The sequence below is a fragment of the Arthrobacter sp. E70 genome, assembly GCF_058266945.1.
In genome coordinates this window covers 265779-290741 of sequence record NZ_JBYQFR010000006.1, presented here as the reverse complement: position 1 = coordinate 290741, position 24963 = coordinate 265779, and the positions used below count along the sequence as shown (strand labels likewise).

Annotated in this window: 19 protein-coding genes and 1 tRNA gene; 14 read left to right on the top strand and 6 right to left on the bottom strand. The window is 67.5% G+C overall.

The features are described 5' to 3' along the window. The 3 genes from AC3IMC_RS10115 to AC3IMC_RS10105 form a co-directional block, all read right to left on the bottom strand. Window positions 1-2504, bottom strand: a 2504-nt coding sequence (locus AC3IMC_RS10115; RefSeq protein WP_490918395.1) for a transglutaminase TgpA family protein, incomplete at its 3' end; no start/stop codon positions are given. Further along, window positions 2501-3964, bottom strand: a complete 1464-nt coding sequence (locus AC3IMC_RS10110) for a DUF58 domain-containing protein (protein ID WP_490918394.1) — start codon at window positions 3962-3964, stop codon at window positions 2501-2503. The genes AC3IMC_RS10110 and AC3IMC_RS10115, both read right to left, overlap by 4 nt. 9 nt (window positions 3965-3973) lie before the next feature. Further along, window positions 3974-5068 carry an AAA family ATPase gene (locus AC3IMC_RS10105; RefSeq protein WP_490918393.1) on the bottom strand — a complete coding sequence of 365 codons (1095 nt, stop codon included), beginning with the start codon at window positions 5066-5068 and terminating at the stop codon, window positions 3974-3976. A gap of 163 nt (window positions 5069-5231) precedes the next feature. Here AC3IMC_RS10105 and AC3IMC_RS10100 point away from each other — a divergent pair, with 163 nt between their 5' ends. The 5 genes from AC3IMC_RS10100 (at window position 5232) to AC3IMC_RS10080 (ending at window position 11397) form a co-directional block, all read left to right on the top strand. Beyond that, window positions 5232-6134 carry a TatD family hydrolase gene (locus AC3IMC_RS10100; protein ID WP_490918392.1) on the top strand — a complete coding sequence of 301 codons (903 nt, stop codon included), beginning with the start codon at window positions 5232-5234 and terminating at the stop codon, window positions 6132-6134. A gap of 283 nt (window positions 6135-6417) precedes the next feature. After that, window positions 6418-7578 (top strand): resuscitation-promoting factor, encoded by a 1161-nt coding sequence (locus AC3IMC_RS10095; RefSeq protein WP_490918391.1) that lies wholly within the window; start codon window positions 6418-6420, stop codon window positions 7576-7578. A gap of 108 nt (window positions 7579-7686) precedes the next feature. Then, window positions 7687-8559 (top strand): 16S rRNA (adenine(1518)-N(6)/adenine(1519)-N(6))-dimethyltransferase RsmA, encoded by an 873-nt coding sequence (rsmA, locus tag AC3IMC_RS10090; RefSeq protein WP_490918390.1) that lies wholly within the window; start codon window positions 7687-7689, stop codon window positions 8557-8559. Further along, a complete protein-coding gene (locus AC3IMC_RS10085; RefSeq protein ID WP_490918388.1) occupies window positions 8556-9533 on the top strand; it encodes a 4-(cytidine 5'-diphospho)-2-C-methyl-D-erythritol kinase in 978 nt (325 codons plus the stop codon). The genes rsmA and AC3IMC_RS10085 overlap by 4 nt, the downstream gene beginning before the upstream one ends. A gap of 34 nt (window positions 9534-9567) precedes the next feature. Beyond that, entirely contained in the window at window positions 9568-11397 is a 1830-nt protein-coding gene (locus AC3IMC_RS10080) for an ABC-F family ATP-binding cassette domain-containing protein (protein WP_490918387.1), read from the top strand. Here AC3IMC_RS10080 and AC3IMC_RS10075 read toward each other — a convergent pair. Next, on the bottom strand, window positions 11394-12020 hold the full coding sequence (locus AC3IMC_RS10075; RefSeq protein WP_490918385.1) for a TetR/AcrR family transcriptional regulator: 627 nt from the start codon (window positions 12018-12020) through the stop codon (window positions 11394-11396). The genes AC3IMC_RS10080 and AC3IMC_RS10075 overlap by 4 nt on opposite strands. Window positions 12021-12155: 135 nt before the next feature. Here AC3IMC_RS10075 and AC3IMC_RS10070 point away from each other — a divergent pair. From AC3IMC_RS10070 to sufU, 9 genes are all read left to right on the top strand, one after another. Further along, a tRNA-Gln gene (locus AC3IMC_RS10070) sits at window positions 12156-12227 on the top strand. A 103-nt stretch (window positions 12228-12330) separates the two neighbouring features. Continuing rightward, complete coding sequence (gene glmU / locus AC3IMC_RS10065; RefSeq protein WP_490918384.1) at window positions 12331-13809, top strand: bifunctional UDP-N-acetylglucosamine diphosphorylase/glucosamine-1-phosphate N-acetyltransferase GlmU; 1479 nt, start codon at window positions 12331-12333, stop codon at window positions 13807-13809. A 3-nt stretch (window positions 13810-13812) separates the two neighbouring features. Beyond that, a complete protein-coding gene (locus AC3IMC_RS10060) occupies window positions 13813-14793 on the top strand; it encodes a ribose-phosphate diphosphokinase (RefSeq protein ID WP_221383946.1) in 981 nt (326 codons plus the stop codon). Between the two features lie 230 nt (window positions 14794-15023). Further along, window positions 15024-15647: a 50S ribosomal protein L25/general stress protein Ctc gene (locus tag AC3IMC_RS10055; RefSeq protein ID WP_490918382.1), complete on the top strand. Its 624-nt coding sequence runs from the start codon at window positions 15024-15026 to the stop codon at window positions 15645-15647. A gap of 116 nt (window positions 15648-15763) precedes the next feature. Continuing rightward, entirely contained in the window at window positions 15764-16360 is a 597-nt protein-coding gene (gene pth / locus AC3IMC_RS10050) for an aminoacyl-tRNA hydrolase (protein ID WP_490918381.1), read from the top strand. Window positions 16361-16475: 115 nt separating this feature from the next. Next, window positions 16476-19208 carry a helix-turn-helix transcriptional regulator gene (locus AC3IMC_RS10045; protein ID WP_490918380.1) on the top strand — a complete coding sequence of 911 codons (2733 nt, stop codon included), beginning with the start codon at window positions 16476-16478 and terminating at the stop codon, window positions 19206-19208. Between the two features lie 106 nt (window positions 19209-19314). Next, window positions 19315-21855 (top strand): LuxR C-terminal-related transcriptional regulator, encoded by a 2541-nt coding sequence (locus tag AC3IMC_RS10040; protein WP_490918407.1) that lies wholly within the window; start codon window positions 19315-19317, stop codon window positions 21853-21855. 505 nt (window positions 21856-22360) lie between these two features. Further along, window positions 22361-23686 carry a SufS family cysteine desulfurase gene (locus AC3IMC_RS10035; RefSeq protein ID WP_490918378.1) on the top strand — a complete coding sequence of 442 codons (1326 nt, stop codon included), beginning with the start codon at window positions 22361-22363 and terminating at the stop codon, window positions 23684-23686. An 18-nt stretch (window positions 23687-23704) separates the two neighbouring features. Then, window positions 23705-24154 (top strand): Fe-S cluster assembly sulfur transfer protein SufU, encoded by a 450-nt coding sequence (gene sufU / locus AC3IMC_RS10030; RefSeq protein ID WP_490918377.1) that lies wholly within the window; start codon window positions 23705-23707, stop codon window positions 24152-24154. Between the two features lie 75 nt (window positions 24155-24229). Here the strand turns inward: sufU and AC3IMC_RS10025 are convergent, their stop codons facing one another. Continuing rightward, the gene (locus AC3IMC_RS10025) at window positions 24230-24451 is read right to left on the bottom strand and encodes an SCO4848 family membrane protein (protein WP_490918375.1); all 222 of its coding nucleotides are present in this window, start codon (window positions 24449-24451) and stop codon (window positions 24230-24232) included. Between the two features lie 3 nt (window positions 24452-24454). After that, the gene (locus AC3IMC_RS10020) at window positions 24455-24952 is read right to left on the bottom strand and encodes a DUF2505 domain-containing protein (protein ID WP_490918374.1); all 498 of its coding nucleotides are present in this window, start codon (window positions 24950-24952) and stop codon (window positions 24455-24457) included. Window positions 24953-24963: the final 11 nt, after the last annotated feature.

The following is a 24963-nucleotide window of genomic DNA, read 5'->3' as shown; positions in this document are numbered from 1 at the left end:
GCCGGGGAAGGCCCCGGCTTTGGAGTGCCCCGCGCCGGCTTTTCCGCCCGGTCGTGCCCCCCGCGGTGCACGGCGGTTGCGGCCAGCTTCCTGGCCGCACTGCCGGCCGCCCGGAACGGCAGGCCTGCCAGCCGGCCCAGGCGCTGCGTAACGGACGGCGGCAGCCAGGCCGCGCGCAGGCGCCGGGGGAGGCTGGCATTTTCCCGCACGGCTGTTTCAAGGGCGGCCACGCCGATGCCGGGATCCGGGACATCCGCTGCGGGCAGGAAGCCTGCGGCGCTCCCGGCGGCGTCCGGCCGGCCGTACCTGTACCGTTCGAAACCCGCGGTCAGGGCGGCGACTGCCTGGTGCGCCTGTTCGTCCATGCCACCGGCTTCCCCCAGCAGCGTCTGGCGGAACCGTGCAGCGTAGGCCCTTGGCGTCTCGCTGGCACCGGGCGGCAGGCCGAAGTCCGTGCCGAGGTCAAGGAGTTCGCTCCATGCCAGCGGGACGGCGTCGCCCGGGCGCTTCGGCCGCAGCCGCCGTCCCCTGATGCCCGTGCGGACCAGATGCGGCGCGGCCGCCAGCAGGACAGCTCCCAGCACCGCTGCCGTGCCCAGCAGCCAGGGCAGCAGCGGCGCGTCACCGCCGGCCCCGTTACCCGCCCCGGGCGCCGGCAGTGGCGCGGCGCTGGGGGCCGGCGTCGGAGCGGGTGCGGCATCGGGGACCAGGCCGTCGTTGTTGCCAAGCGCGTCCGGCACTGAAGAAACGGCTGACTCCGTGGCATAGTCCGGGACCACGCCCCGCGAAGGAGTGGGTTCAAAGGGCACCCAGCCCAGGCCCTGGAAGTACAGTTCAGGCCAGGCGTGGGCGTCCCGGGCGTCCGCTTCGTACTCGGGGAGGGACCCCTGCCCTGCCACCGACACCGTTGCCCCGGTCAACCTGCCGGGTGCATAGCCCACCGCGATCCGGCTCGGGATCCCCTCCACCCGGGCCATGACGGCCATGGCTGACGCGTAGTGGATGCAGTAGCCGCTTTTTTGCTGGAGGAAGTCAGCCAGGACGGAAAGCCCGTTGCCGTCGTAGCCGCCCTGCACGGGTGACTGCAGCGAATAGGTGAACTCGGCCGAGCGCAGGTACTTCTGGAGGGCGATTGCCTTGGCATAGGGGGTGCCGGCGGAACCGGCCACGGTCCTGGCAGTGGTTTTCACGATGTCCGGAACGTTGCCCGGAACGCGGGTGAACTCGTCGGGGATGCCGCGGGCCGCGCCTGAGGACTGGGCGAGCAGCGCTGCAGAAAGCTTGGGGACGGCGGACGTGACCACATACTCCTGCCGCCGCGACGTGATGTCCGTCCCCTTGATGGAGAGCGTGGCGGGGTCCCACGTCCACTGGCCGGTGAGGCCGCGGATGGTCTCCGGGGCGTAGGGGACCGGAAGGTAGGGGCTGCTGAAGGATCCGGTTTCAATGGCGGTCACCTGCCGCACCTGCTCATCGGCCAGCACGGCGTAACCAGGGTCGATGCGGCCGGCGAGCGGAAGCCGGGACCCGGCGCGGTCGTCCGGGGCCCAGGATTCGCCGTCGAAATTGTCCACGGTGACTGTGCGCAAATAGAGCGGTGAGGACGAACTGGTGGCGTAGGTGATGCGGCCGCTGCCGTCCGGTGTCCGGAGGCTGTTGCCCAGGATGATCATGGGATTCAGTCCGGTGGAGCCGCCCCAGGGATTCAGCCGGGAGCCCTGCGGAAAGGTTCCGCGGTCAAAACCCGGGATGGCCAGTGGCAGGACCAGCGTGGCGGTTAGCGCAACGGCGCCGGTAAGTGCCGCCCGGCGCAGCGTGCCGGGACTGCGGGCGGAGTTGGCCTGCATCCTCCCGTCGGGCGAAAACCACTGGCTGCAGGCCAGGACCATCAGGTAGCCGGCCACGGTGACGGCGAAACTCCAGGGCCCCACGCTCTGCGGCTTGATCATGGCCGGCACCACCAACAGTGCCAGCAACCCCATCCCGGAGGCGGCCGGCATGCCCAGCGGAACGGCGAGTGCGTCGACGAGGATGACAGCCAGGCCGAGCACGGCACAAATGACCATGACAATGCCCACATTGGGCGCAACCGGTGCCGTCTCTGCCAGAACGGTCTCGCTGGCGCGCCTGATCAGCCGGTCCAAGTCCCGGAGGCTAGCACCACTGGGAATGATCCACATGATGCTTGAACTGCGGAAGAACGTCAGGGTCAAAACAGCGCCCAGGGCAAGGAAGCCTCCCACCGTGACCAGCAGGGGCTGCGCGCGGATGGAACGCAGGAAGGCAAGGGTGAGGCTGACAGCCGCCACGGTTGTCAGGACGGCCCAATACCAGTTCCAGCCGCGCAGGACACCGTTCAGGGACAGCGCGGCCCCGCTGACAGCCACCGCAATGGACGCCGCCATGGCCCAGGGATATGCGCCCACCCTCTTGCGGCCCCCGGGTCCTGCCGAAGGCGGGGTTTCCTGTCCGGTGCCCTGCGGCCTGGCCGCTGCAACAGTCATCTTGGCATCCCCGCTCCACGCCGGACGTCTGCGGCCGGTGCCACCGGCAGGGCGGGCTCCTGGTCGAACTGGCTCCAGGCGGCGGCAACGCTGACCCGTGGATTGACGGCCGCCGCCCGCCAGCCGCCCTGGCGCAGCACTTCAAGGACGTCAAGGAACTCCTCAGCTTTTTCCGCGGCCACCAGCGCAAAGGCATTGGTTCCGTACGCCGCCGCGGGGGCCAGGGCCAACGCCTCCTCGGCACTGATCCTTCCCAGCACGGCGATCAGGGGCCCGCGCATCCGGTGGGCGGACAGCTTGTCCATGAGTTGGTCGTCGAAAGGTGCCGGCCCGGAGTCCGGGTTGCCGTGGCCGCGGACTCCCTGGGCGCCCCGCCGCCCGTTGGTCCTCCCTGCGATGTCGGCCAGGACGCCGTCCCGCACATGGTGCGCCCCGGACAGGTGGATGGCCGCGAGGCTCTCGGCGACCGACTGCAGCCCCGCCGTCCCGGTGAACTCCTCGGCGGCAGGGTCCGGCGCCGAGGGGGAGTGGAGGAACGCCGGTTCCCCGCCGGTGTCCAGCAGCCGCAGCCCGTAGTTGCGCTCGGCGAGGTGTGCGCTGATGGACATGGCGGCAACCACCGCCCATTCGAACGCTTTGCTGCTGGCCAGCGCATGCCCGTCCGGGCCCGCAAGCCCCGGCACCGCAGTACCCGGCCCGCCGGAAAACGCTGCGTACCGATGGTCCAGGATGATGGTGGCTTCGGGCGTGGTGACCGATTCCTCCTGCCTCACCATGAGGGCTCCATGCCTGGCCGTGGCAGCCCAGTGCACCCGGCGCATCGGGTCGCCGTGCCGGTATTCCCGCGTCATCACGTCGTCATCGCTGGGGTTGGCACGGATGCGGGTGGCGGTGACGCCGTCGTTGCCCCGCGCGCCTGCCAGTCCGGTCATGGGAAGCACGACGGCGGCCGGCGTCACGGTGAGGACGTCGCCGTCGTCTATCGCCTGGCGGTGCAGGGACAGCCCAAAGGGGTCGGTGAATTCGGCAGTGACAGGCCCGATCCGGAACTGGCCGCGCTGGCTGGACCGGAGCTGGTATTCATACCGGCTGGTGCCGCCGGCGGCGGAGCGGGACGGGAACCGGAAAGCGGGAGTCTCGCCAAACCGGGCGGGCAGCCGTTCCTCCATGGTCACCGGCCCGGTGGCCGGACCGTTCCTGGCCACCGCCAGGCTGACGGTGGTGGGGGCGGATGTTTCGACGGGTGACGGGTTGAATTCCCGGTACACCCGGAACCGCGGCTTCACCAGCCGCGTGCCCGCCAGGGAAACCAGCGGAAGAACCAGCAGCAGCATCGCCAGCGTCAGCAGGTCCCGGCGGCCCATGACCTGCGCCGCGGCGAGCGTAAAGGCACCGGCCGCCAACATGCCCCATCCGCGCCTGGTGAACAGGTGCCGGGGAAGTCTGTCCAGCAGCGCCATGGTGAGGGCCTAGCGGTTCCTGCCGCCGGCGACCGCTGCGGCCCTGCCGCCGGGGGCTTCCTGGGGAACGGGAAGGCGGGAAAGGATGTTCCGCAGCACGCTGTGCGGTGTTTCGCCCGCACCGGCCGCCTTCCGGTCAAGGATGATCCTGTGCGCCAGGACGGCTTCGACCACGTCTCCGACGTCGTCCGGAAGGACGAAGTCCCGGCCATCGAGGGCGGCCGTGGCCTTGGCCGCGCGCAGCAGCTGCAGCATCGAACGCGGGCTGGCGCCGAGCCGGAGCAACGGGCTCTCCCTGGTGGCCCTGCCGACGGACACCGTGTACTCCTTCACCGACTGCGAGACGAAGACCTGCTGCACCGTGGCGATCATCGAAGCGACGTCGGCAGCCGACACCACGGCCGCCACGGACGCCAGGGGGGAGGCAGACTGGTGGGTCTCGAGCATCTCGATCTCGGCGTCCTTGTCCGGATAGCCCATCGAGATCCGGGCCATGAACCGGTCGCGCTGGGCCTCGGGCAACGGGTAGGTGCCTTCCATCTCGATGGGGTTCTGGGTAGCCACCACCATGAATGGTTCATCAAGGCGGTACGAGGTGCCGTCCACCGTGACTTGGTGCTCCTCCATGCATTCGAGCAGGGCGGACTGCGTCTTGGCGGAGGCCCGATTGATCTCGTCGCCGATGACGATGTTGGCAAACACGGCGCCGGGCCGGAACTCGAACAGCCTGGAGGACTGGTTGTAGATGGACACTCCGGTCACATCGGACGGCAACAGGTCAGGGGTGAACTGGATGCGGTTGACCGTGCAGTCGATGGTGCGCGCGAGGGTCTTGGCCAGCAGGGTCTTGCCCACGCCGGGCACGTCCTCGACCAGCAGGTGGCCCTGGGCCAGCAGGACGGTGAGCGCCAGCCTGGCGGCGTCGGATTTGCCGTCGATCACGGTGTTCACCGTCGAGAGGATGCGCTGGCTGGCGGCGTGGAACGCCTCCACGTGCATTGGTTCGGGGCGGTGCGTGTTCAGGTGGCTCACGGAATCCGCGACGCCGGCCAGGTTAAGGTTCGGAGCGCTCACATTGTCGGCAGTGCGTCGGTGGGGTTCCATCGGCAACCTTTCAGCCCGGGTTTCACCTGGACGGGACAGCGAGCCTGCCTGCGCCCGTCGGTGGGCGTTCGCATGTGTTCGTACCAGACTACTAAGACAACTGCCGCGGCTGACAGAATGTTCCGGCGATTAGGGGGCATCTGCCGGCGGTTAGGCTGTTTGGATGTGCAATACGCTGATTCCTGCCGCCTACCGGGGGCCCGCCGACGACGCTTCCGGACTGGACGGCCGTCCCCGGAAGGAATTTCCTCCTGCCCCGGAGCCGCTGCCGGTCCCCGTCATGGACAACCACACCCATTTGGACTTCCCGGACGGGAAGGCGCCTGTGGGCATCAAGGCTGCCCTCGATGCTGCAACGGCCGTGGGCGTCCAGGGGGCCGTCCAGGTGGGCTGCGACCTGGAATCCTCGCGCTTCACCGTCGAAGCGGTGGACCAGGACCAGCGGCTCCTGGGCGCGGTGGCGCTGCACCCGAACGACGCTCCCCACTACGCTGCACGCGGGGGACTCGAGGCGGCCCTTGAGGAGATCGAACGCCTCGCCGCGCACCCACGCATCCGTGCCATCGGCGAGACCGGCCTGGACTACTTCCGCACGGAAGGGGAGGGCCTGGCCCACCAGGAGTACTCCTTCCGGCGGCACATCGACATCGCCAAGCGACTGGACCTCACCCTCCAGATCCATGACCGGGATGCGCACAGCGACGTGGTGCGGGTGCTCCGCGAAGAGGGCGCGCCCAAGCGCGTGGTCTTCCATTGCTTCTCCGGCGATGAGGAACTCGCCAGGACCTGCAACGAGGAAGGCTGGTGGATGTCATTCGCCGGCACCCTGACCTTCAGGAATGCCGCCAATCTCCGCTCCGCCCTGGCAATTGCGGAACCCGGGCTCCTCCTGGTGGAAACCGATGCCCCGTTCCTGACCCCGCACCCGCACCGCGGCAAGCCCAACGCCAGCTACATGGTTCCCTACACCGTACGCGCGATGGCGGATGTGACAGGATCGGACCTTGCCCATCTTTGTGCTGGAATTAGCGAAAATACCGTGCGGGCATACGGTTCATGGGTGTGATCGGGGTCCCGTTCAGGTAACGGCAGGCAATACCTGGTATGCAAAAATGTTGGCCGGTTTATAACGCTACGGTTACAGTGGAGAACTATTAGCCGGGGTCGGGGAAGGCCATCGGGTAATTTCACTTTATTTCGCAGCCGATCCTGCCCGGGTAAACCCCTGTCACGGCTGCCAGGAGTGTGGCGGCGCATTGGTGCCCGGACTGTCGCTGGTGAGTGATGGTACCGGGCATTTTACTGCGCGATATCCCCGTGCCCGGATGGACCTAGAGTTACGGGCAATCGTGATCAAGTTCTTCACAACGGACGGCAAGTTCAGCTTCATCAAGGTTGGCGCCCAGCTGCTGGTGCTTTGCGGCCTCGTGGCGGGCCTCGTAGCCTTCGTCGGCAATAACAAAACCATCACGCTGAACGTCGACGGCAAGGTCTCATCCGTCCAGTCGTTCGGCGGCACGGTGGGCCAGGTGGTCAAGAGCGCCAACCTGGACCTCAAGCCCAGCGACCGGGTCTCGCCCTCGCTCGACGCCACCGTCCACAACGGGACCGTGATCAACATCAACCAGGCCAAAGAGGTCAAGGTAAGCCTGGACGGGGCCGAGAAGACGGTCAACACCACCGCCCAGGATGTTGAAGACCTCGTCACCGAACTCGGTGTCGCGAGTGCCTCATCGGTTTCCGCCCCGAAGGACGCGCAACTCTCGCTGGCAGGCTCCTACGTCGCCATCACCACCCCCAAGTCCGTCAACATTGTGGCTGACGGCAAGGCAAGCACCGCGACCACCACGGCAGCCACCGTGGGCAAGGTCCTCGAAGAGGCCGGCATAACCCTCGGCGCGAACGACCGCACCTCCCAGCCGGCCAATGCCAACGTCGTGAACGACATGGTGATCAAGGTCTCGCGCGTCGATACCAGCCAGACCGCCGTCAGCGCCGAGGAGGTGCCTTTCCAGACTGAGACCGCCGAAAGCGCGGACATGCTCAAGGGAGAGAAGAAAGTAACGCAGGCAGGTGCCGCTGGCAGGATCGAACGCACCTTCAAGCTGGTGATGGTGGACGGACGTGAAGCCTCCCGCTCCCTCGTCTCCGAGAACGTCGCCGCTCAGCCCGTGACGGAAAAGGTCACCGTGGGCACCAAGGCCAAGCCGGCCGCGGAAGCTGCCCCGGCAGGCACCAACACCGGAGCCGCAGCGCCTGCCATGATGAACGAAGCCATGTGGGACAAGATTGCCCAGTGTGAATCCGGCGGCAACTGGAGCATCAACACCGGCAACGGTTACTACGGCGGCCTCCAGTTCGATATCCGCACCTGGATCGGATCCGGCGGCGGTGCCTATGCTCCGAACGCCAGCCTGGCCACCAAGGCCCAGCAGATTGACATCGCCAACCGGGTGTACGCCCAGCGCGGGCTGCAGCCCTGGGGCTGCGGCTGGGCAGCAAGCAGCTGATCCCTTCGGCATAGACCTTTAGACGGCAGTGGCCGGGCCCGTGGTTGCGGGCCCGGCCACTGCCGTTAAGCGGGCGGGCGGTGGCGCCGCGCGGGATAGGATACCTAGGTGACTGAACCCATCCCCGCCACGCCCGCCCCGCTGTTCGGTGCATCCGACATACGACGGCTGGCAGAGGAAATTGGGGTCAGGCCCACCAAGACACTGGGCCAGAACTTCGTCATCGACGGCAACACCATCCGCAGGATCGTCGCCGCTGCCGGCGTTCAGCCGCACGAAACCGTCCTCGAAGTCGGCCCCGGCCTCGGCTCGCTGACGCTCGGGCTGCTCGACGCGGCTGCCGCCGTCGTCGCCGTCGAAATCGATCCCGTGCTGGCTGCAAAGCTCCCGGAAACCGTTAGGGAATGGCGCCCGGCCGCGGCAGGATCCTTCCACCTGGTCCACGCCGACGCCATGAAAGTCACCGAGCTGCCCGTGGAGCCCACCGCGCTGGTGGCGAACCTGCCGTACAACGTGGCGGTGCCCGTGGTGCTGCATCTCCTGCAGCATTTCCCCAGCCTGCAGCACGGCCTGGTCATGGTGCAGGACGAAGTGGCGGACCGGCTGGCAGCAGGCCCCGGTTCCAAAACCTACGGCGTTCCGTCCGTCAAAGCCGCCTGGTACAGCCAGATGCGCAAGGCCGGCGTCATCGGAATGAACGTCTTTTGGCCCGCGCCGAAGATCCACTCCGGGCTCGTGGCCTTCACCCGGCGGGAGCCGCCGGCAACCAAGGCCACCCGGGAACAGGTCTTCGCAGTGGTCGACGCCGCCTTTGCCCAGCGCCGCAAGACACTCCGGGCCGCCCTTGCCGGATGGGCGGGCGGAGCGCCGGAAGCTGAGCGCTGCCTGCTCGCCGCCGGTGTCGACCCCACAGCCCGTGGCGAGGTCATCGACATCGCGGCGTTCGCAAGGATCGCGGAAGCCAAGGAAAACCGCCCGTGAGCGCGGGACGTGAAAGGGCGGGCACAGGGCGCTTCGCCGCCAGGACCGTCCGGGTCAAAGCCCCCGGCAAGGTCAACGTCTCGCTCTCCGTCGGCCCGCTCCGGCCGGACGGCTACCATTCGGTGGCCAGCGTGTACCTTGCCGTTTCCCTCTACGAAGAGGTCGCAGCGACCAGTACCGCCGCTCCCGGAATCACCATCAGCCTCAGCCCTGCGAGCACGCTGGACCTCGACGCCGTCGACATCCCCCTGGACAGCAACAACCTGGCCTACAAGGCGGCCGCCATCATGGCCGACGTCTCCGAGCATGCCACCGGCGTGCATTTGGAGATCACCAAACGGGTCCCGGTGGCCGGCGGGATGGGCGGGGGATCCGCGGACGCCGCAGCCACGCTCCTGGCCTGCGATGCCCTGTGGAACAGCGGACTGTCCCGGGAGGAACTTGCGCACCTGGCAGCGGAATTGGGCGCCGATGTGCCCTTCTCCCTCCTGGGCGGCACCGCCGTCGGCCTTGGCCTCGGTGACGAACTGTCCCCGGCGCTGGCCAAGGCACAGACCCACTGGGTGCTCGTGGTGGCCGACTACGGCCTCTCCACGCCGGAGGTTTACCGGACGCTGGACCGGTTGCGCGATGCCGAAGGGATCGGCGCCATGGAACCCACGGGCGTGGACCCCCAGCTCCTGACCGCCCTCCGCAGCGGCGACGCCGACTCCCTGAGCCGTGTCCTGGTCAACGACCTCCAGCGGGCCTCCATCGAACTGTCCCCGGCGCTGCGGGATACGCTGGGAATCGGCGAGTCCCACGGCGCCGTGGCGGGCATCGTGTCCGGTTCCGGCCCCACCGTGGCCCTGCTGGCTGACGGCTCCGCCGCGGCCGAAGCGCTGGCCGAGGACCTGCGGCACCACGGCCTGACGGCCCTTCCCGTCCATGGCCCGGTCCCCGGCGCACGCATCATCTCCGACACTCTCCTTTAGTTTCTTCCGGCCCGGCAGCAGAAAGCAGTTCCCTTTGGCACACCTTCTTGGCGGCGAAAACCTCACGGTCTCCTACGCAACCCGAACCGTCCTGGACGGCATCACCCTGGGGCTCGAAGAGGGTGACCGGATCGGCATGGTGGGCCGCAACGGCGACGGCAAGTCCACCCTGATGAGGCTGCTGGCCCTGCGCTCCACCCCGGATTCGGGCCGCGTCACCAAACGTGGAGACGTGAACGTGGGGTACCTGGACCAAAGCGATGTGCTCGACGGCGACCTGACAGTCGGCGCGGCCATCGTGGGCGACCAGGCGGACTACGAGTGGGCCCGGAATCCCCGCATCCGTGAAATCATGGGCGGCCTGGTGTCCGACGTCGACTGGCACGCCAACGTCCACGCACTCTCCGGCGGCCAGAAGCGCCGGGTGGCGCTGGCCAAGCTGCTCATTGAAGACCACGACGTCATCATGCTGGACGAACCCACGAACCACCTCGACGTCGAGGGCGTCGCCTGGCTGGCCCGGCACCTGAAGACGCGCTGGCGGGCCAACCAGGGCGCCTTCCTGGTGGTCACCCACGACCGCTGGTTCCTGGACGAGGTCTGCACCAAGACGTGGGAAGTGCACGACGGCATCGTGGACCCGTTCGAAGGCGGGTACGCCGCCTACGTGCTGGCCCGGGCCGAGCGTGACCGGATGGCCGCCGTGGTGGAGGGCAAGCGCCAGCAGTTGGTCAAGAAGGAGCTTGCGTGGCTTCGCCGCGGTGCACCGGCCCGGACCTCCAAGCCGAAATTCCGGATCGAGGCGGCCAACGCCCTCATCGCAGACGTCCCGGAGCCCAGGGATTCCACGGCGCTGAGCAAGATGGCCACGGCCCGGTTGGGCAAGGATGTCCTGGACCTGGAGCACGTCTCCCTCAATTTCCGGGATGGCGGCGAGGGCAGGAAACTTTTCGACAACATCACCCTCCGCCTGGCCCCGGGGGAGCGGCTGGGGCTGGTGGGTGTCAACGGCGCCGGCAAGACCACCCTCCTGAAGCTCCTGAACGGCGAGATTACGCCGGACGCCGGAAGGCTCAAGCGGGGAAAGACCGTGGTGACCGCCGTCCTCACCCAGGAGGTCAAAGAGCTCGACGACGTCGCCGACTTGCGCGTCATCGAGGTCATCGAGCGCGAAAAGCGTTCCTTTAATGTCGGCGGCAGGGAATTCACGGCTGGACAGCTGGTGGAACAGCTCGGCTTCACCAACCAGAAGCAGTGGACGCCGGTGAAGGACCTGTCCGGCGGCGAGCGGCGTCGCCTGCAGCTGCTGCGGCTGCTCGTGGGGGAGCCCAACGTGCTGATGCTCGACGAGCCCACCAACGACCTCGACACCGACACCCTTGCCGCCGTGGAGGACGTCCTGGACGGCTGGCCGGGCACCCTGGTGGTGGTCAGCCACGACCGTTACCTGCTTGAACGCGTCACCGACCACCAGATGGCGCTGCTGGGTGACGGCAAGCTCCGCGGCCTGCCCGGCGGCGTGGACCAGTACCTCGAGCTGCGGGAAGCCGCATTGGCCGGCTCCACCGTAGCCGGCGGCGGCAGCCCGGTCACCGGCGCGGCGCCGGCAGCAGCAGCGCCGGCCGTGTCCGGCCCCTCGGAGGCCGAAAAGCGGGAGGCCCGCAAGGCCCTCAACCGGATCGAACGGCAGCTCAAGAAGCTGGACCAAGAGGAAAAGAAGCTTCACGACCTGATGCTGAAAACCACCGAGGCCGGCGACTTCGACAAGCTCGCCGAACAAAACAAACAGCTCAAAGACCTGGCAGACGAAAAGGACGCCCTGGAAATGGAGTGGCTGGAGTCCTCAGAACTCCTCGGCGACTAGGGCTCCGACTGCAGCTCCGGCTCCTTTTTCAGGCCGGTCAGGCCGTTCCAGGCGAGGTTGACCAGGTGCGCGGCGACGGTGTGCTTGTCGGGCGTCCGGCTGTCCTGCCACCATTGGCCGGTCATGGCCACCATGCCGACGAGCATCTGGGCGTACATGGCACCGTCCTGCCCGCTGAAGCCGCGGCGGGAGAACTCGTCGGAGAGAATGTGCTCCACCCGGGCGGTCACGTGGGACAGCAGCGTGGAGAACGCGCCCTCCGGCTGGGATGGGGGAGCGTCGCGCATCAGGATCCGGAAACCCTCGGTCCGCTCTTCGATGTAGGTCAGCAGTGCCAGGGCGGCGCGTTCCACCAGGACGCGGGGCTTTGCTTCCTCTGTGAGGGCGGTGTTGACCGCGTCGAGCAGGATGTGGAATTCGTAGTCGACCACTTCGGTGTAGAGGCCTTCCTTGGAGCCGAAGTGTTCGTAGATGACCGGCTTGGACACGCCCGCGCACGCAGCGATTTCCTCGATGGTGGTCCCGTCCAGGCCGCGCACGGCGAAAAGCCCGCGGCCGACGTCGATCAGCTGGCTTCGGCGCTGCAGGCCAGTCATCCGCGTCCGCGGAAGGTTGTTGCTCACATTTCCATCATGCACCACCTGCCCGGGCCCGGTTTCCGGTGCGGCCGGCAGGGGGTGCAAGCCCCTTGGTCGCGCGCTGCCCTGAACCCATGGCAAAATAGGGACTTGTGCCCGGGCCTTGCGCCTACGGCACGGTCCGCTCTGGTGTAACGGCAGCACCCCGGCCTTTGGAGCCGTGGAGTATAGGTTCGAATCCTATGGGCGGAACTGCTGTGCGAGGAGCGTTCAGTAGGATGGCGCCCGGTGCGGGGCCGGCGAGCCGGCTGTACACCGCCAAGCGCCAGCACAACCAAGCAAGGAGAGCCCGTACGTGATCCCCGAGAATGCCGGCCCGGCCGCTGTAATCGTTCTGGCAGCAGGCGCCGGTACCCGGATGAAGTCGCGTACACCGAAGATCCTCCATGAAATCGGCGGGCTGTCCATGGTGGGCCATGCCCTCCGGGCGGCACGGAGCATCAGCCCCCAGCAGCTCGCCATCGTCGTGCGCCACGAACGCGACCTGGTCGCCGGGCACGTTTCCGCGCTGGATCCCAAGGCCGTCATCGTGGACCAGGACGACATTCCAGGTACCGGACGCGCCGTGGAGGCAGGCCTTGAGGCATTGGACGCCGAGGGGCACCTGACCGGCACCGTTGTGGTCACCTACGGGGACGTCCCCCTGCTCTCCGGCGAATTGCTCGCCGAACTCGTCGCCACCCACGAGCGCGAGGCCAACGCCGTCACGGTCCTCACCGCTGTCCTGGACGACGCAACGGGTTACGGCCGCATCCTCCGCGGCGAGGACGGCACCGTCACCGGGATCCGCGAGCACAAGGATGCCTCCGGGGACGAGCGGCTGATCCGCGAGGTCAACTCCGGCATCTACGCTTTCGACGCCGCCCTGCTGAGGGATGCGCTGGCCCAGGTGACCACGGAGAACGCACAGGGTGAGAAGTACCTGACCGATGTGCTGGCACTGGCGCGCGAGGCAGGCGGCCGGGTGGCCGCCGTCGTCACCGCCGACCGCTGGCAGGTGGAAGGCGCCAACGACCGCGTCCAGCTTTCCGCCCTCGGGGCCGAGCTGAACCGCCGCACCGTAGAGGCATGGATGCGGGCCGGCGTCACGGTAGTGGACCCCGCAACCACCTGGATCGACTCCTCCGTGACACTCGACGAGGACGTGCGGCTCCTGCCCAACACGCAGCTGCACGGGGCCACCACTGTGGCCAGGGACGCCGTCGTAGGCCCTGACACCACCCTGACGGACGTCACGGTCGGTGAAGGCGCACAGGTGGTCCGCACGCACGGTTCCGGCTCCATCATCGGCCCGCGCGCCGCCGTCGGCCCCTTTACCTACCTCCGTCCCGGCACGGTCCTGGGGGAGAAGGGCAAGATCGGCGCCTTCTACGAAACCAAGAACGTCACCATCGGCCGCGGCTCCAAGCTGTCCCACCTGGGCTACGCGGGCGACGCCGAAATCGGCGAAGACACCAACATCGGCTGCGGCAACATCACCGCAAACTACGACGGCGAGAAGAAGCACCGTACGGTGATCGGCTCAGGCGTCCGTACAGGTTCCAATACGGTCTTTGTTGCGCCGGTCACCGTGGGGGACGGCGCCTACAGCGGCGCCGGCGCGGTTATCCGCAAGGACGTACCGGCGGGAGCCCTCGCCATCAACGTGGCGCCGCAGCGCAACGCTGAAGGCTGGGTCGTAGCAAACCGGCCGGGCACCCGCTCCGCCGAACTGGCCCAGGCGGCCACCCAACACTCCTCAAGTACCCCGGCATCTACAGAAGAGGGCAAGTAACAAATGAGCGAAATTACGGCGCACGGCGAAAAGAAGCTGGTGCTCGCCACCGGGCGGGCCCACCCGGAGCTGGCGCGGGAAATCGCCAAGGAACTGGGCACCGACCTGCTGCCCGTGGACGCCTACGACTTCGCCAACGGTGAGATCTACGTCCGCGCGGGGGAGAGCGTCCGCGGAACCGACGCCTTCGTGATCCAGGCCCACCCCGCCCCGCTGAACAACCACCTCATGGAACAGCTGATCATGATCGATTCGCTGAAGCGGGCTTCCGCCAAGCGCATCACGGTGGTTTCGCCGTTCTACCCCTATGCCCGGCAGGACAAAAAGGGCCGCGGCCGCGAACCCATCTCCGCACGCCTGGTGGCCGACCTCTACAAGACCGCCGGCGCCGACCGCATCATGAGCGTGGACCTGCACACCTCCCAGATCCAGGGCTTCTTCGACGGTCCCGTGGACCACCTCATGGCCATCCCGCTGCTGGCCGACTACATCCGCACCCGCGTCGAAGCCGACAACATCACGGTTGTCTCCCCGGACACCGGCCGCGTCCGCGTGGCCGAACAGTGGGCGGAGCGCCTGGGCGGCGCGCCCCTGGCGTTCGTGCACAAGAGCCGCGACCTCACCGTGCCCAACCAGGCGGTCTCCAAAACGGTGGTGGGCCAGATTGAGGGCCGCACCTGCGTCCTCATCGACGACATGATCGACACCGGCGGAACCATCTCCGGAGCCGTCACCGTGCTGAAGAATGCCGGGGCCAAGGACGTCATCATCGCCGCCACCCACGCAGTCTTTTCCGATCCCGCAGCCCGGCGCCTCTCCGAATCCGGTGCACGCGAAGTGGTGGTCACCAACACGCTGCCGCTCACCGCATCCCAGCGCTTCCCGCAGCTGACCGTGCTGTCCATCGCCCCGCTGATCGCCCGCGCGGTCCGTGAAGTGTTCGACGACGGCTCGGTCACCAGCCTCTTCGACGGCAAGGCCTAAGCGACTCCTGACGCCGGGCCCGGGGATTTCAGGGAACGGGCCCGGCGCTGGTAGTCTTGTACCCGATACCTTGGCGAGGGAGAGCATAGCCTCCGTTATCGACTGGGTCTGCTTGTCCTTCCGATGAAGGACTGCCTTCTTGAAGGGCCGCCACAACCGGCCCGGCGTTGAAGGTCACACCAGACCTCCGCCCTTGCTGAACACACCGTTTAGTCTTCAAGGAGATATCCATGTCTGAGCAGAAGCTCGCAGCAGAACTGCGCACCGAATTCGGCAAGGGCTACGCCCGCCGCGCCCGTGCCAACCACCAGATCCCCGCGGTCATCTATGGCCACGGCGCAGAGCCCATCCACGTCACCCTGCCGGCCAAGGCCACCACCCTGGCGGTCCGCACGCCCAACGCCCTGCTGTCCCTGGACATCAACGGCGAAGGCCACCTGGCCCTGGTGAAGGATGTCCAGCGCGATCCCGTAAAGCAGATCATCGAGCACATCGACCTCCTGACCGTCCGCCAGGGCGAAAAGGTCACGGTCGACGTGCCGGTCCACGTTACTGGCGAAGCCGCTCCCGGCACCGTCCACAACCTGGAACTGGCCGTTGTGTCCCTCGAAGCCGAGGCCACCCACCTGCCCACGGCCATCGAGGTCAGCATCGAAGGCCGCGGCGCCGGCGAGCACGTCCACGGTTCCGACCTGGTCCTGCCCAAGGGCACCGTCCTCCTGACCGACGCCGAGGCCCTCGTGGTGAACATCTCCGAGGCCGTCGAGATCGTCGAGGAAGAAGAAACCGAAGCGGCAGCCGAAGGTGCAGCAGAGGAAGCTCCGGAAGCAGCCGAAGAGGCCGCAGCCGAGTAAGCACTTCCGCACTCATGCCGGTGGCCGGATCCCCCAGGGGTCCGGCCACTGCCATGTCAGCCCTGTCCGGCAGTGCAGTGCCCGTCCGCCCAAACCGCCCACCATAGGATTGATCCATGACTGACACCTGGCTGATCGTCGGCCTCGGCAACCCCGGAGTGCAGTACCAAGGCAACCGGCACAATATCGGCCAGATGGTCCTTGACGAACTCGCCGGCCGCATTGGCGCCGGGTTCAAGACCCACAAGGCCCGGGCGCAGGTCGTCGAGGGGCGCCTGGGGATCGGCGGCCCGCGGGTCGTCCTGGCGAAGCCCATGACCTACATGAACGTCTCCGGAGGACCCGTCGCCGGCCTGGCAAACTTCTTCGGCATCGCTCCGGACCATGTGGTGGCTGTCCACGACGAGATCGACATCCCTTTTAACACGGTGAAGTTAAAAATCGGCGGGGGCGAAGGCGGCCACAATGGCCTCCGCGACATCTCCAAGGCGCTTGGCACCAAGGACTACCATCGCGTACGCGTGGGTGTTGGCAGGCCTCCAGGCAGGATGGACACGGCCGACTTCGTCCTGCGCGATTTCGGTGCCGCCGAGCTGAAAGAGCTGCCGTTCTTGCTGGACGAGGCCGCCGATGCCGTGGAGTCACTGCTCCGTGACGGGCTCACGGCGGCCCAGCAGAAGTTCCACCCGGACAAATCCAGTCGTTTGCAATAAAAAACTTTAAGGTCCTTTGGCCTGTCTCGTTGTCTGCCCGGCAGGGTACTCTTCTTCCTATGCGGGGGAGCAATGGGGCTACATCCCGCTACTGCAGGATGTAGGGGATAAGTTCATGTCAATCGAGCCACTAAGCTGGGGACGTGGGTCAATACCTCCCGACGACGGGCTGCCCACGAAACCTTCCGCTCCGCCGGAGGGCAAATGGTCCGTGCCCGCCCGCAGCGCCAACCTCGAGGCCGTCCGCAGCGCGCTGACCAGCGAAAACTCCCTCGGTGTGGTGATCACCGGCGGCCGGGGCGTGGGCAAATCCTCCCTGGCCAGGGCCGCGGTGGCTGACCTCGGGCCGGATGTCTGGTCCCTGCAGCTTCGCACCGGCCCCTCCGGCTCCGCCACGCCGTACGGTTGCCTGTCCTTCCTGCTGGCCAGGCTGCCGCAGGCCTACATGGGCTCGCCCACCGCAATCCTCCGCGGCATCACCTCCCTCATCCGCAGCGACGCCGCCGGCAGGCCCTGCATCATCACCGTGGACACTTCCGGAAGCATCGACGACATGAGCGCGGGGGTGCTGCTGAACGTCATGCTCACCCGCACGGCCCGGATCATCGCAGTCGCGCCCAACTCCAGCGACCTGCCGGCCGACTTCCACTGGCTGCTGACTGAGCGGAGGCTGGCCGAGGTCCGGCTCAGCAACCTCAATGAACTGCAGACCAGGCAGGTCCTGCTGTCCCTGCTGGGGCACCGCGTCTCATCCTCGCTGGTTGCCACATTCCACCAGATGGTGGGCGGCAATCCGTTGCTGCTCAAGGCCCTGGTCACGGAGCAGCAACTGTCCGGCAACCTGGTGCTGTCCGATTCCGTGTGGACCCTCCGCGACAAGGTAGTGCTCGACGGCGCCGCCAGCCTTGATGACATCGTCCGGTCCCGCTGGTCACGCGAAGCACCGGAAACCCGTGAAGTGATCGAGATGCTGTCCTGCGCCCGGCGGGTGGAACTGTCAAGGCTCACGGCTGTCTACGGTGCGGACGTCGTGGCGGACATGGAAGACGGCGGTCTGCTGGAGATCGACGACTCCGACTGCCGCTGGGTTTCCCTGCGCGAGAAGTACATCGGTGACGTGGTCCGGACCTGGCTGAGCATTTCACGCCGCCGCGAGCTTCGCGCCGTCCTGCTGGGTGGCCAGGAGCCCGACCCCGCCACCATGACGGTGGAGGAGCTGATGTCCGCCGCCGCATGGACGCACGAGTGTGAGGCGGCGCTGAGCCCCGCGCTGGCGCTTGCGGCCGCGGAAGCTGCCGTGCAGCTCTTCGATCCCCGGTTCGCACTGACGTACGCGGACATGCTGCAACGGACCGACCGCCAGTGGGCGCCCGCGCAGCGGCAAAAGGCCGCGGCATACCTCCAGCTGGACATGCCGGTCCAGGCGCTCGCGGCACTGGACGACATCTCCCAGCCGGAGCTGGAAGCCCTGGATCTTGAAGAGTACGCCGAGGTCATCGCGGCCAAGGCACACGTCATGCTCAGGCTGCCCGCCCACGCGGCCAAGGTCCCTGACCTCCTCGCCTCGGCCCGGCAACGGCTCGACAAAGTGGGCCACCATGCAGCCTGGCCCGCGCCGGTCGCGGTGGCAGCGAACAGGATCGCGCTCAGCGAATTCGAGTACCGCGCCCACGCCGGCGACTTCACCGCCATGATTCCCGACCTGGAACGGGCGGCTGATCCTGCCCGGAACCCGGATACCGCGTTCCGGTTCCGCTCGGCCATCATCCTGATGGGCGCCCTGGCAACGACCGGCCGCGAAATGGACGCCCTGAGCCTGATGAGACAGCTCGGCGGCCAGATCAGCGACGCCTCGCATGTTGTTGGCCTCCGCGAGAGGTACGCGAAAGAGGCATACTTTGTCCTGCTGGTGGCCGGCCAGTGGCGGCGCTGCATCGACCTCCTCACCTCTACCGGCCAGGGACAGGCCAACGGCCTTCCGTACCGGAGTGCCGCCACGGAGTTGGCGGTAGGGATGGCCTATGTCTTCGCCGGCCGCGGGGAAGCGGCTTTGGAGCCCCTGATTTCGGCCGCCGCGCAGTTGGAGCTCCAGCCGGTCGAGACGGCGCTTCGCAGCGCGTATGCGGCTACCGCGCTGGCTTACGCCCAGACGGGCAACACGGCACAGGCGCGCAGATACCTCGGCAAGCTGCAAAGGACACCCGGAAAAGCAGGATTCGCTGCCGAAAGCATCATCGAGTTCTGCGCCCTCGTGGCAGGCCGGTGGCTGGGGGATTCCGAAGCCGTCACTACCCTGAAGCAAACGGCGCGCCGGAACATGGCAGCGGGGCGGTGGACCATTGCCGGCATCAGCTTGCTCGCAGCCACTGTTAACGGCAGCGACGCCGACTTCCGCCTGCTGGAGGAGATCGCCGGCCACCGGCAGGGCCCGCTGGCGGAAATCTCCCGGCTGACGGCCCTGGGGAGCAGGACGAAGGACGCCAAAGCACTCCTGGCCGGCGCCGAACTCGCTGCCACCCTCGAGCTGGACGCTGTCGAAGCCCGGTGCATGGCACTCGCGGTGGACTTCGCCCGCCAGGACGGGGACGCTGCGTCCGCCAGGACCGCCCAGGCCCGGCTCGACATCCTCGCCTCCACGGTGGCGAACCTGCCGATCGTGCCCAGCAGTGGCAGCCCGCTGCTGACCAGCCGCGAACGGCAAATTGCCCGCATGGCAGGCCGGGGTGCCTCCAACCGCGATATCGCCCTGGAGATGGGCGTATCAGTCCGGACGGTGGAAGGCCACCTGTACCAGGTCTTCACCAAGCTGGGCGTAACTTCCAGGGGTGATCTGACTGGACTCGTCTAACGGACACCGGCCCGCAGCGGCCCACCGGCTCCTCACCGGCCGCCGGGAACCGGTGGAACGGATCTGCAACATCATCCGCAGCGGCACAAGCCAGGCCGTCTTCGTCATGGCCGGACCGGGCGTCGGCAAGTCGTCCGTCACGGACGCTGTTACCGAGCGGCTCGCGGGCGAACTTAATGTCCTGCGGATCCACGCAAGTTCCGCGCTGTCCGCCGTGCCGTTCGGGGTGCTGACGCCTTACACAGGTGACCTCACGGCGGAAGAGTCAGTCTCGCCGGTGGCAGTTCTGCGGTCGATGTGGTCCTACTTTGAAAAGCTCAAGGCCGGCAACCAGGCGGGGGTCCTGCTGGCGGTAGATGATGCACACCAGCTGGACGACGCCTCGGCGGGCATCCTGGCGGACGTGATTTCAGCAGGCTGGGCCACCGTGCTGGCCGCTGCCAGCCCGCGCCCGGGCTTGCCGCAGCCCCTTGACCAGCTCTGGTACGACGGCCTCGCCGAGCGTGTGGACCTGCGCCCACTCAACCGGGAACAAATCGAAGAGGTCCTGGCCCATATCCTCGACGGCACCATTCCTGCCGCAACCGTCGACGCCGTCTGGAGCGCCTCCGGCGGCAATCCCCGCATCCTGGACGCACTGCTCCACGATGCCGCCGAGGCCGGCATCCTCGCCAAGCGCAACGGCATCTGGATACTTCTGGGCCCCCTGCCCGCGGACGGGCCCCGGCTCGCGAGCGTTGTTGCCAAGGACCATTTGCGCCGCAGTCCGGAGGAACAGGAAGCCCTCAAGCTCATTGCCCTTGCCGGGCCGGTGGGCCGCCGGGTCATTGAAGACATCAGCGGCGCAGCCCTGGTCAGGTCCCTCCTGGACCAGCAGATGGTGGTGGAGATGCCCGGAGTTCCCGCGGCGCTCAGCATCTGGAACGGCCTGTTCGGCAGTGCCATCCGGCACACCATTTCGGTGTCACGCAGCCTGCAATTGTTCGAAAAAGTCAAAGCGCACCAGGATCCAGGGCTCCTCCGGGGAGAGGGCCTGCTGCGGTCGGTGGAGTGGGCCCTGGAGTGCGGCCTCCGCCCGGACGACGACCAGATGCTGGCCGCGGCCAGGGAGGCACTGCAGAGGTTCCGCAACCACAGCGCACGTTCCATTGCGGCCCGGATCCACGATCCCTCGCTGCTTCCCCTCGCGCAGGCGATCCAGGCCCGCGCCCTCTACAATGAGGGCGCCTACGCGGACGCCGCCGCCCTCCTTGATGAATGCTGGCTGCACTTGGCTGATGATCCCCAGGGGCCGGCCATCCTGCTGCTCCGGGTCTCGGCCTGCCAGGCGGCCGGCCAGCCCCTGGCGGCGGTCGCGGAGGACGTCGGGAAGCTCGGCGCCGGTCCTGGCGGTGCGGCAGGCTGGCAGGAGGAACTGATGTGCATCCTGCGACTTGGCGCGGAGGTGGACTTTGAGGGGCTCAGCGGACGGGTTGCAGCTCTCCGGCAGTCATCCTCCGCGGACGATCACAGCGCCGATCCCTTGCTGGCCGTGGCGGAAGGCCTTTTGGCCCACGCCCTGGCCGCGGCGGGCCGCGCGGGCCAGGGCCTGGATGCTGCACTGCTGGCTGCCTCGGAACTGCCTCCCTTAACGGGCAGCCTTTTCTTCTTCCCCGAATTCGTGCTGGGCCGTCTGGTGGCCGGTTACCTGGCCATGGGCGAATGGGAGTCGGCTGAGCGGGAACTCGACAGCTACGCCGCCGGGCACCCGGCCGGTGCTGCCACGTTCAACGGGAGCCTCCAGGTTCTGCGCGGCTACTCGCTGCTGCGGCAGGGGAGGATGGAACGCGCCTACCAGGTCCTGCTGCCTGCGGTAGAGGCGCTCAGGCTCAATGATCCTCTGCAGCTGAACAGGTTCGGCTCGGCGTTGGGCTTCTATGTGGCAGCACGGCTCGGCGATGCGGAACAGGCCCGGCGCCTGGAACAGGATTACAAGGATGCCGTTGCCGGGGGACCTGCGCATGACTTCCTCGCCGAGGCGTACGCTGCCGCGGCAGCCGAGTACCTGGCGCGGGACGGCAAGGGCCTGGCTGCACTGCAAACCCTGATGACCACCCCTGAGGCAACCGCACGGGCAGGAAACCTGCTCGAGGTCCTGGCCATCTGCTGGGACCTGGGGGACCCTTCCGTGATCCCCATCATCCAAGAGGCAGCCCCGGGAGTGGAGGGACGCTGGGCCGAAGCCCTCCTGACCCTGTCCACCGCTTGGGAGAACGCTGACGGGGATGCACTGATGGCAACGGCTGCTTCGCTGGAGGAAGCAGGCTTTGCCAACCTCGCCCGTGAGGCTTACGCCCGTGCCAGCACCGTGCTGGAACAGTCCGGAGAACGTCGCCGCGCGCGGCAGGCCGTGGCCCAGCGCGAGCGGTGCGACCACGAACTGGGCGAACGGTTCCGCGAAGGCCGCTTCATCGCGGCGGCTCCTGCCGTCCATCTCACCCGCCGCGAACAGGACATCGTGGAGTTGGCGGTGCAAGGCCTGACGGACCGTGAAATTGCCCAGCGGCTTATGGTTTCCGTCCGGACTGTGGAGGGGCACCTTTACCGCACCTATGTAAAGCTCGGCGTGCGGAGCCGTGACGAGCTGGAGTCGGCCCTGCCCCGGTAGGGCCGGGCACGACAGACCCGGCCTCCGCCGCCAGCGCGGCCGGCAACAGCCCCTGCTGTCATGCCCCGCCCCAACGCCGCTCCCATGCCCCTTGGGCACCGCCGCGGCACTCGACTGAAGGCCGCGCGCGCCAGGCACCGGTTGTTGCGTAGCAGTGTCCGTGCACCCGGTAGTTCGCCGCCCCGGATTCGAGTACACCCTACTCGTGTACCACCGGGCGCCGCAGGCTTTACTTAAGGAGGCAAAGCAAAGCGGCAGCCGCCGCGGAGCAGGCCAGGAAAACCAGCAAGGCCCCATCAACTTCCGGTCCTTCGGGACCGGGCATAGACGGGGCCGGCGACGTTAGAGTCTTCTGAGACCGAGACTCTCCCCCCAGCCGTCGCCGGTCCCTTTGCTCCCTCGGCCGAAGCCCGGGGTGGTAGTGGCGGCCGCCCTCCCGGGCGGCCGCCACAGCCATGCTGTGGGACAATTGAGTGTCACCCGTTGGCAGCTCAAGGAGTTCGTTTTGGCCGTAGTATCAACGCCAGCCACACTGGAACGTGCCGTACCGGTCATGGATAACGCCGAGGTGCTGCGCATCCGCAACGACTTTCCGGTCCTCAACCAGCTGGTCAACGGACAGCCATTGGTCTACCTCGATTCCGGTGCCACGTCGCAAAACCCGGTGAGCGTGATCGAGGCCGAGCAGGAATTCTACGAGCAACGCAATGCTGCGGTGCACCGCGGCGCACACCATCTCGCCGTGGAGGCCACCGAAGCCTTTGAAGACGCCCGCCAGACCATCGCCGACTTCATCGGCGCGGACTACGAAGAAACGGTCTGGACCTCCAACGCCACCGAGGGCCTCAACCTGGTGTCCTACGCGCTGTCCAATGCAGGCCTGTGGGCAGCGCAGGGACGCGGGGACAGCCGGCTCAAGGACCTCGCCCTGAACCCAGGGGACGAGATCGTGGTGACCGAAATGGAGCACCACGCCAACCTCATTCCCTGGCAGGAACTGGCCTTCCGCACCGGCGCGACGCTCCGCTACATCCCCATCGCCGACGACGGCAGCCTTCGCATGGACCTGGCCGCGGACGTCATCGGACCGCGTACCAAAGTCCTGGCCTTCACCCACGCCTCCAACGTCCTGGGCATCATCAACCCGGTACAAGAGCTGGCTGCCCTGGGCCGGGCCGCCGGAGCCCTCGTGGTCCTCGATGCGTGCCAGTCAGCTCCGCACCTGCCGCTGGATGTCAAGGAACTGGACATCGACTTCGCCGTGTTCTCCGGGCATAAGATGCTGGCGCCCACCGGCATCGGCGTGCTGTACGGCCGGCAGGAACTCCTTGACGTCCTGCCGCCGTTCCTGACCGGCGGCTCCATGATCACCACTGTCACCATGGAACGTGCCGAGTATCTCCCGGCGCCCCAGCGCTTCGAAGCAGGCACGCAGCGCATTTCACAGGCGGTGGCCTTGGCGGCGGCGGCCAACTACCTCACCGAAACAGGGCTTGACCGCATCCACCGGTGGGAAGCGGAGCTTGGCCAGCGCATGGTTGCGGGACTGGAGTCCATCGCAGGTATCCGCGTGCTGGGACCGGCCGCGGGACAGGAGCGCATCGGGCTCGCCGCGTTCGACGTCGAAGGCGTGCACGCCCACGACGTGGGCCAGTTCCTGGACTCGCAGGGGATCGCCGTGCGTGTGGGCCACCACTGCGCCCAGCCGCTGCACCGGCGGCTGGGACTGACCGCCACCACCCGGGCCAGCGCTTATCTTTACAACACCACCGACGACGTGGACCGTTTCCTTGACGCCGTCGCCGGCGTCCGTGCCTATTTCCGCGCCTAACCGACGAAGGTCGAATCCATGAGTCTTGACCAGCTGTACCAGCAGATCATCCTTGACCACTCCAAAGCCCGCCACGGCAGCGGCCTCGCGGAGACCCAGGCACCCGAGGGCGCCTCCACGGGCCAGTCGCACCAGCTCAACCCGGTGTGCGGGGACGAAGTCACGCTCAGGCTCGCTGTGGAGGACGGCAAGGTGGCGCAGGTTGCCTGGGATGGAGCCGGCTGTTCCATCTCCATGGCGTCGGCCTCGGTCCTTACCGACCTCGCCGAGGGCCTTACCGTGGCGGAGCTGCACGAGGTGATCGACAGCTTCCGCGACGTCCTCCGCTCACGGGGAAAGGTGCACGCCGACCCGGAGCTCCTGGGCGACGCCGCCGCCTTCGAAGGCGTGGCCCGCTACGCTGCCCGGGTCAAATGCGCCATGATCTCCTGGGTTGCCGCTGAGGACGCGCTCAACCAGGCCGCCTGAGCAGGACAGCAAACAGCCCGGGCCCTCCTTCAACAGAAGGAGGGCCCGGGCTGTTTCGTGTGCAAAACGCCTGGCTCAGGAGAGCAGCCCGAGGATGCCGATCACCGCAGTGGCGAGTCCAAGCACCATGGAAATGCTCACCAGCACCACGTGGACGGTCAGGAACCTGGTCGCCTTGCCGGCGGCGTCGCGGGCACGCGGATCCTTCATCACCCGGCGCAGGAACTGCGGCCAGACCACCAGCGACCAAACGCCGGCGACAATCAGGACCAGCGCCGGGAAGACGGGAAGCACCATGGATTAGTGGCTTTCCAGCCAGGCCTGGGCCTGCTTTGCCTGCAGGTCCAGCGCCTTGGCCACCATCGGCTCGGCGGCGTCGGCGATCTTGCCGCCCAGGAACGGCACGGAGGACTTGACTTCGCCTTCAAGCTCCACGCGGGTTCCACCGGCCTCGGCCACCAGCCGCTGTACGGCAGTGACATCCACCGGTGCGCCGGCGACCTTCAACGTAATGTTGCTCTGGCGCGAACCATCGGCGGCGGGGGCATCCCAGCTTTCCACCTGCGTCACCTTGAGGTGCTCACCGACGAACTTGCGGGCAATTTCCGGCAGCCGGGTGGTGGGGAGGGTGCGTACCGACGTCGCGCTGAAGGCGCCGGCAACGTCGCCCTCCACGGTGAAGGATTCCAGGTCGCCACCCACAAGCTGGCTGACGTGGCGCTGGAAGTCCTCGTTGACCAGCACGGCAGCAACGCTGTCGACGGAGTGGGGAAGGGTGGTGGTTGCGCTCAGCGCCATGGGTCCTCCTG

Coding starts and splice junctions, on each gene's coding strand:
- AC3IMC_RS10045 (WP_490918380.1), top strand. CDS start 16,476: ATGTCAATCGAGCCACTAAGCTGGGGACGTGGGTCAATACCTCCCGAC.
- AC3IMC_RS10055 (WP_490918382.1), top strand. CDS start 15,024: ATGTCTGAGCAGAAGCTCGCAGCAGAACTGCGCACCGAATTCGGCAAG.
- AC3IMC_RS10040 (WP_490918407.1), top strand. CDS start 19,315: ATGGCCGGACCGGGCGTCGGCAAGTCGTCCGTCACGGACGCTGTTACC.
- AC3IMC_RS10100 (WP_490918392.1), top strand. CDS start 5,232: ATGTGCAATACGCTGATTCCTGCCGCCTACCGGGGGCCCGCCGACGAC.
- AC3IMC_RS10110 (WP_490918394.1), bottom strand. CDS start 3,964: ATGGCGCTGCTGGACAGACTTCCCCGGCACCTGTTCACCAGGCGCGGA.
- pth (WP_490918381.1), top strand. CDS start 15,764: ATGACTGACACCTGGCTGATCGTCGGCCTCGGCAACCCCGGAGTGCAG.
- AC3IMC_RS10060 (WP_221383946.1), top strand. CDS start 13,813: ATGAGCGAAATTACGGCGCACGGCGAAAAGAAGCTGGTGCTCGCCACC.
- AC3IMC_RS10105 (WP_490918393.1), bottom strand. CDS start 5,068: ATGGAACCCCACCGACGCACTGCCGACAATGTGAGCGCTCCGAACCTT.
- AC3IMC_RS10025 (WP_490918375.1), bottom strand. CDS start 24,451: ATGGTGCTTCCCGTCTTCCCGGCGCTGGTCCTGATTGTCGCCGGCGTT.
- AC3IMC_RS10020 (WP_490918374.1), bottom strand. CDS start 24,952: ATGGCGCTGAGCGCAACCACCACCCTTCCCCACTCCGTCGACAGCGTT.
- sufU (WP_490918377.1), top strand. CDS start 23,705: ATGAGTCTTGACCAGCTGTACCAGCAGATCATCCTTGACCACTCCAAA.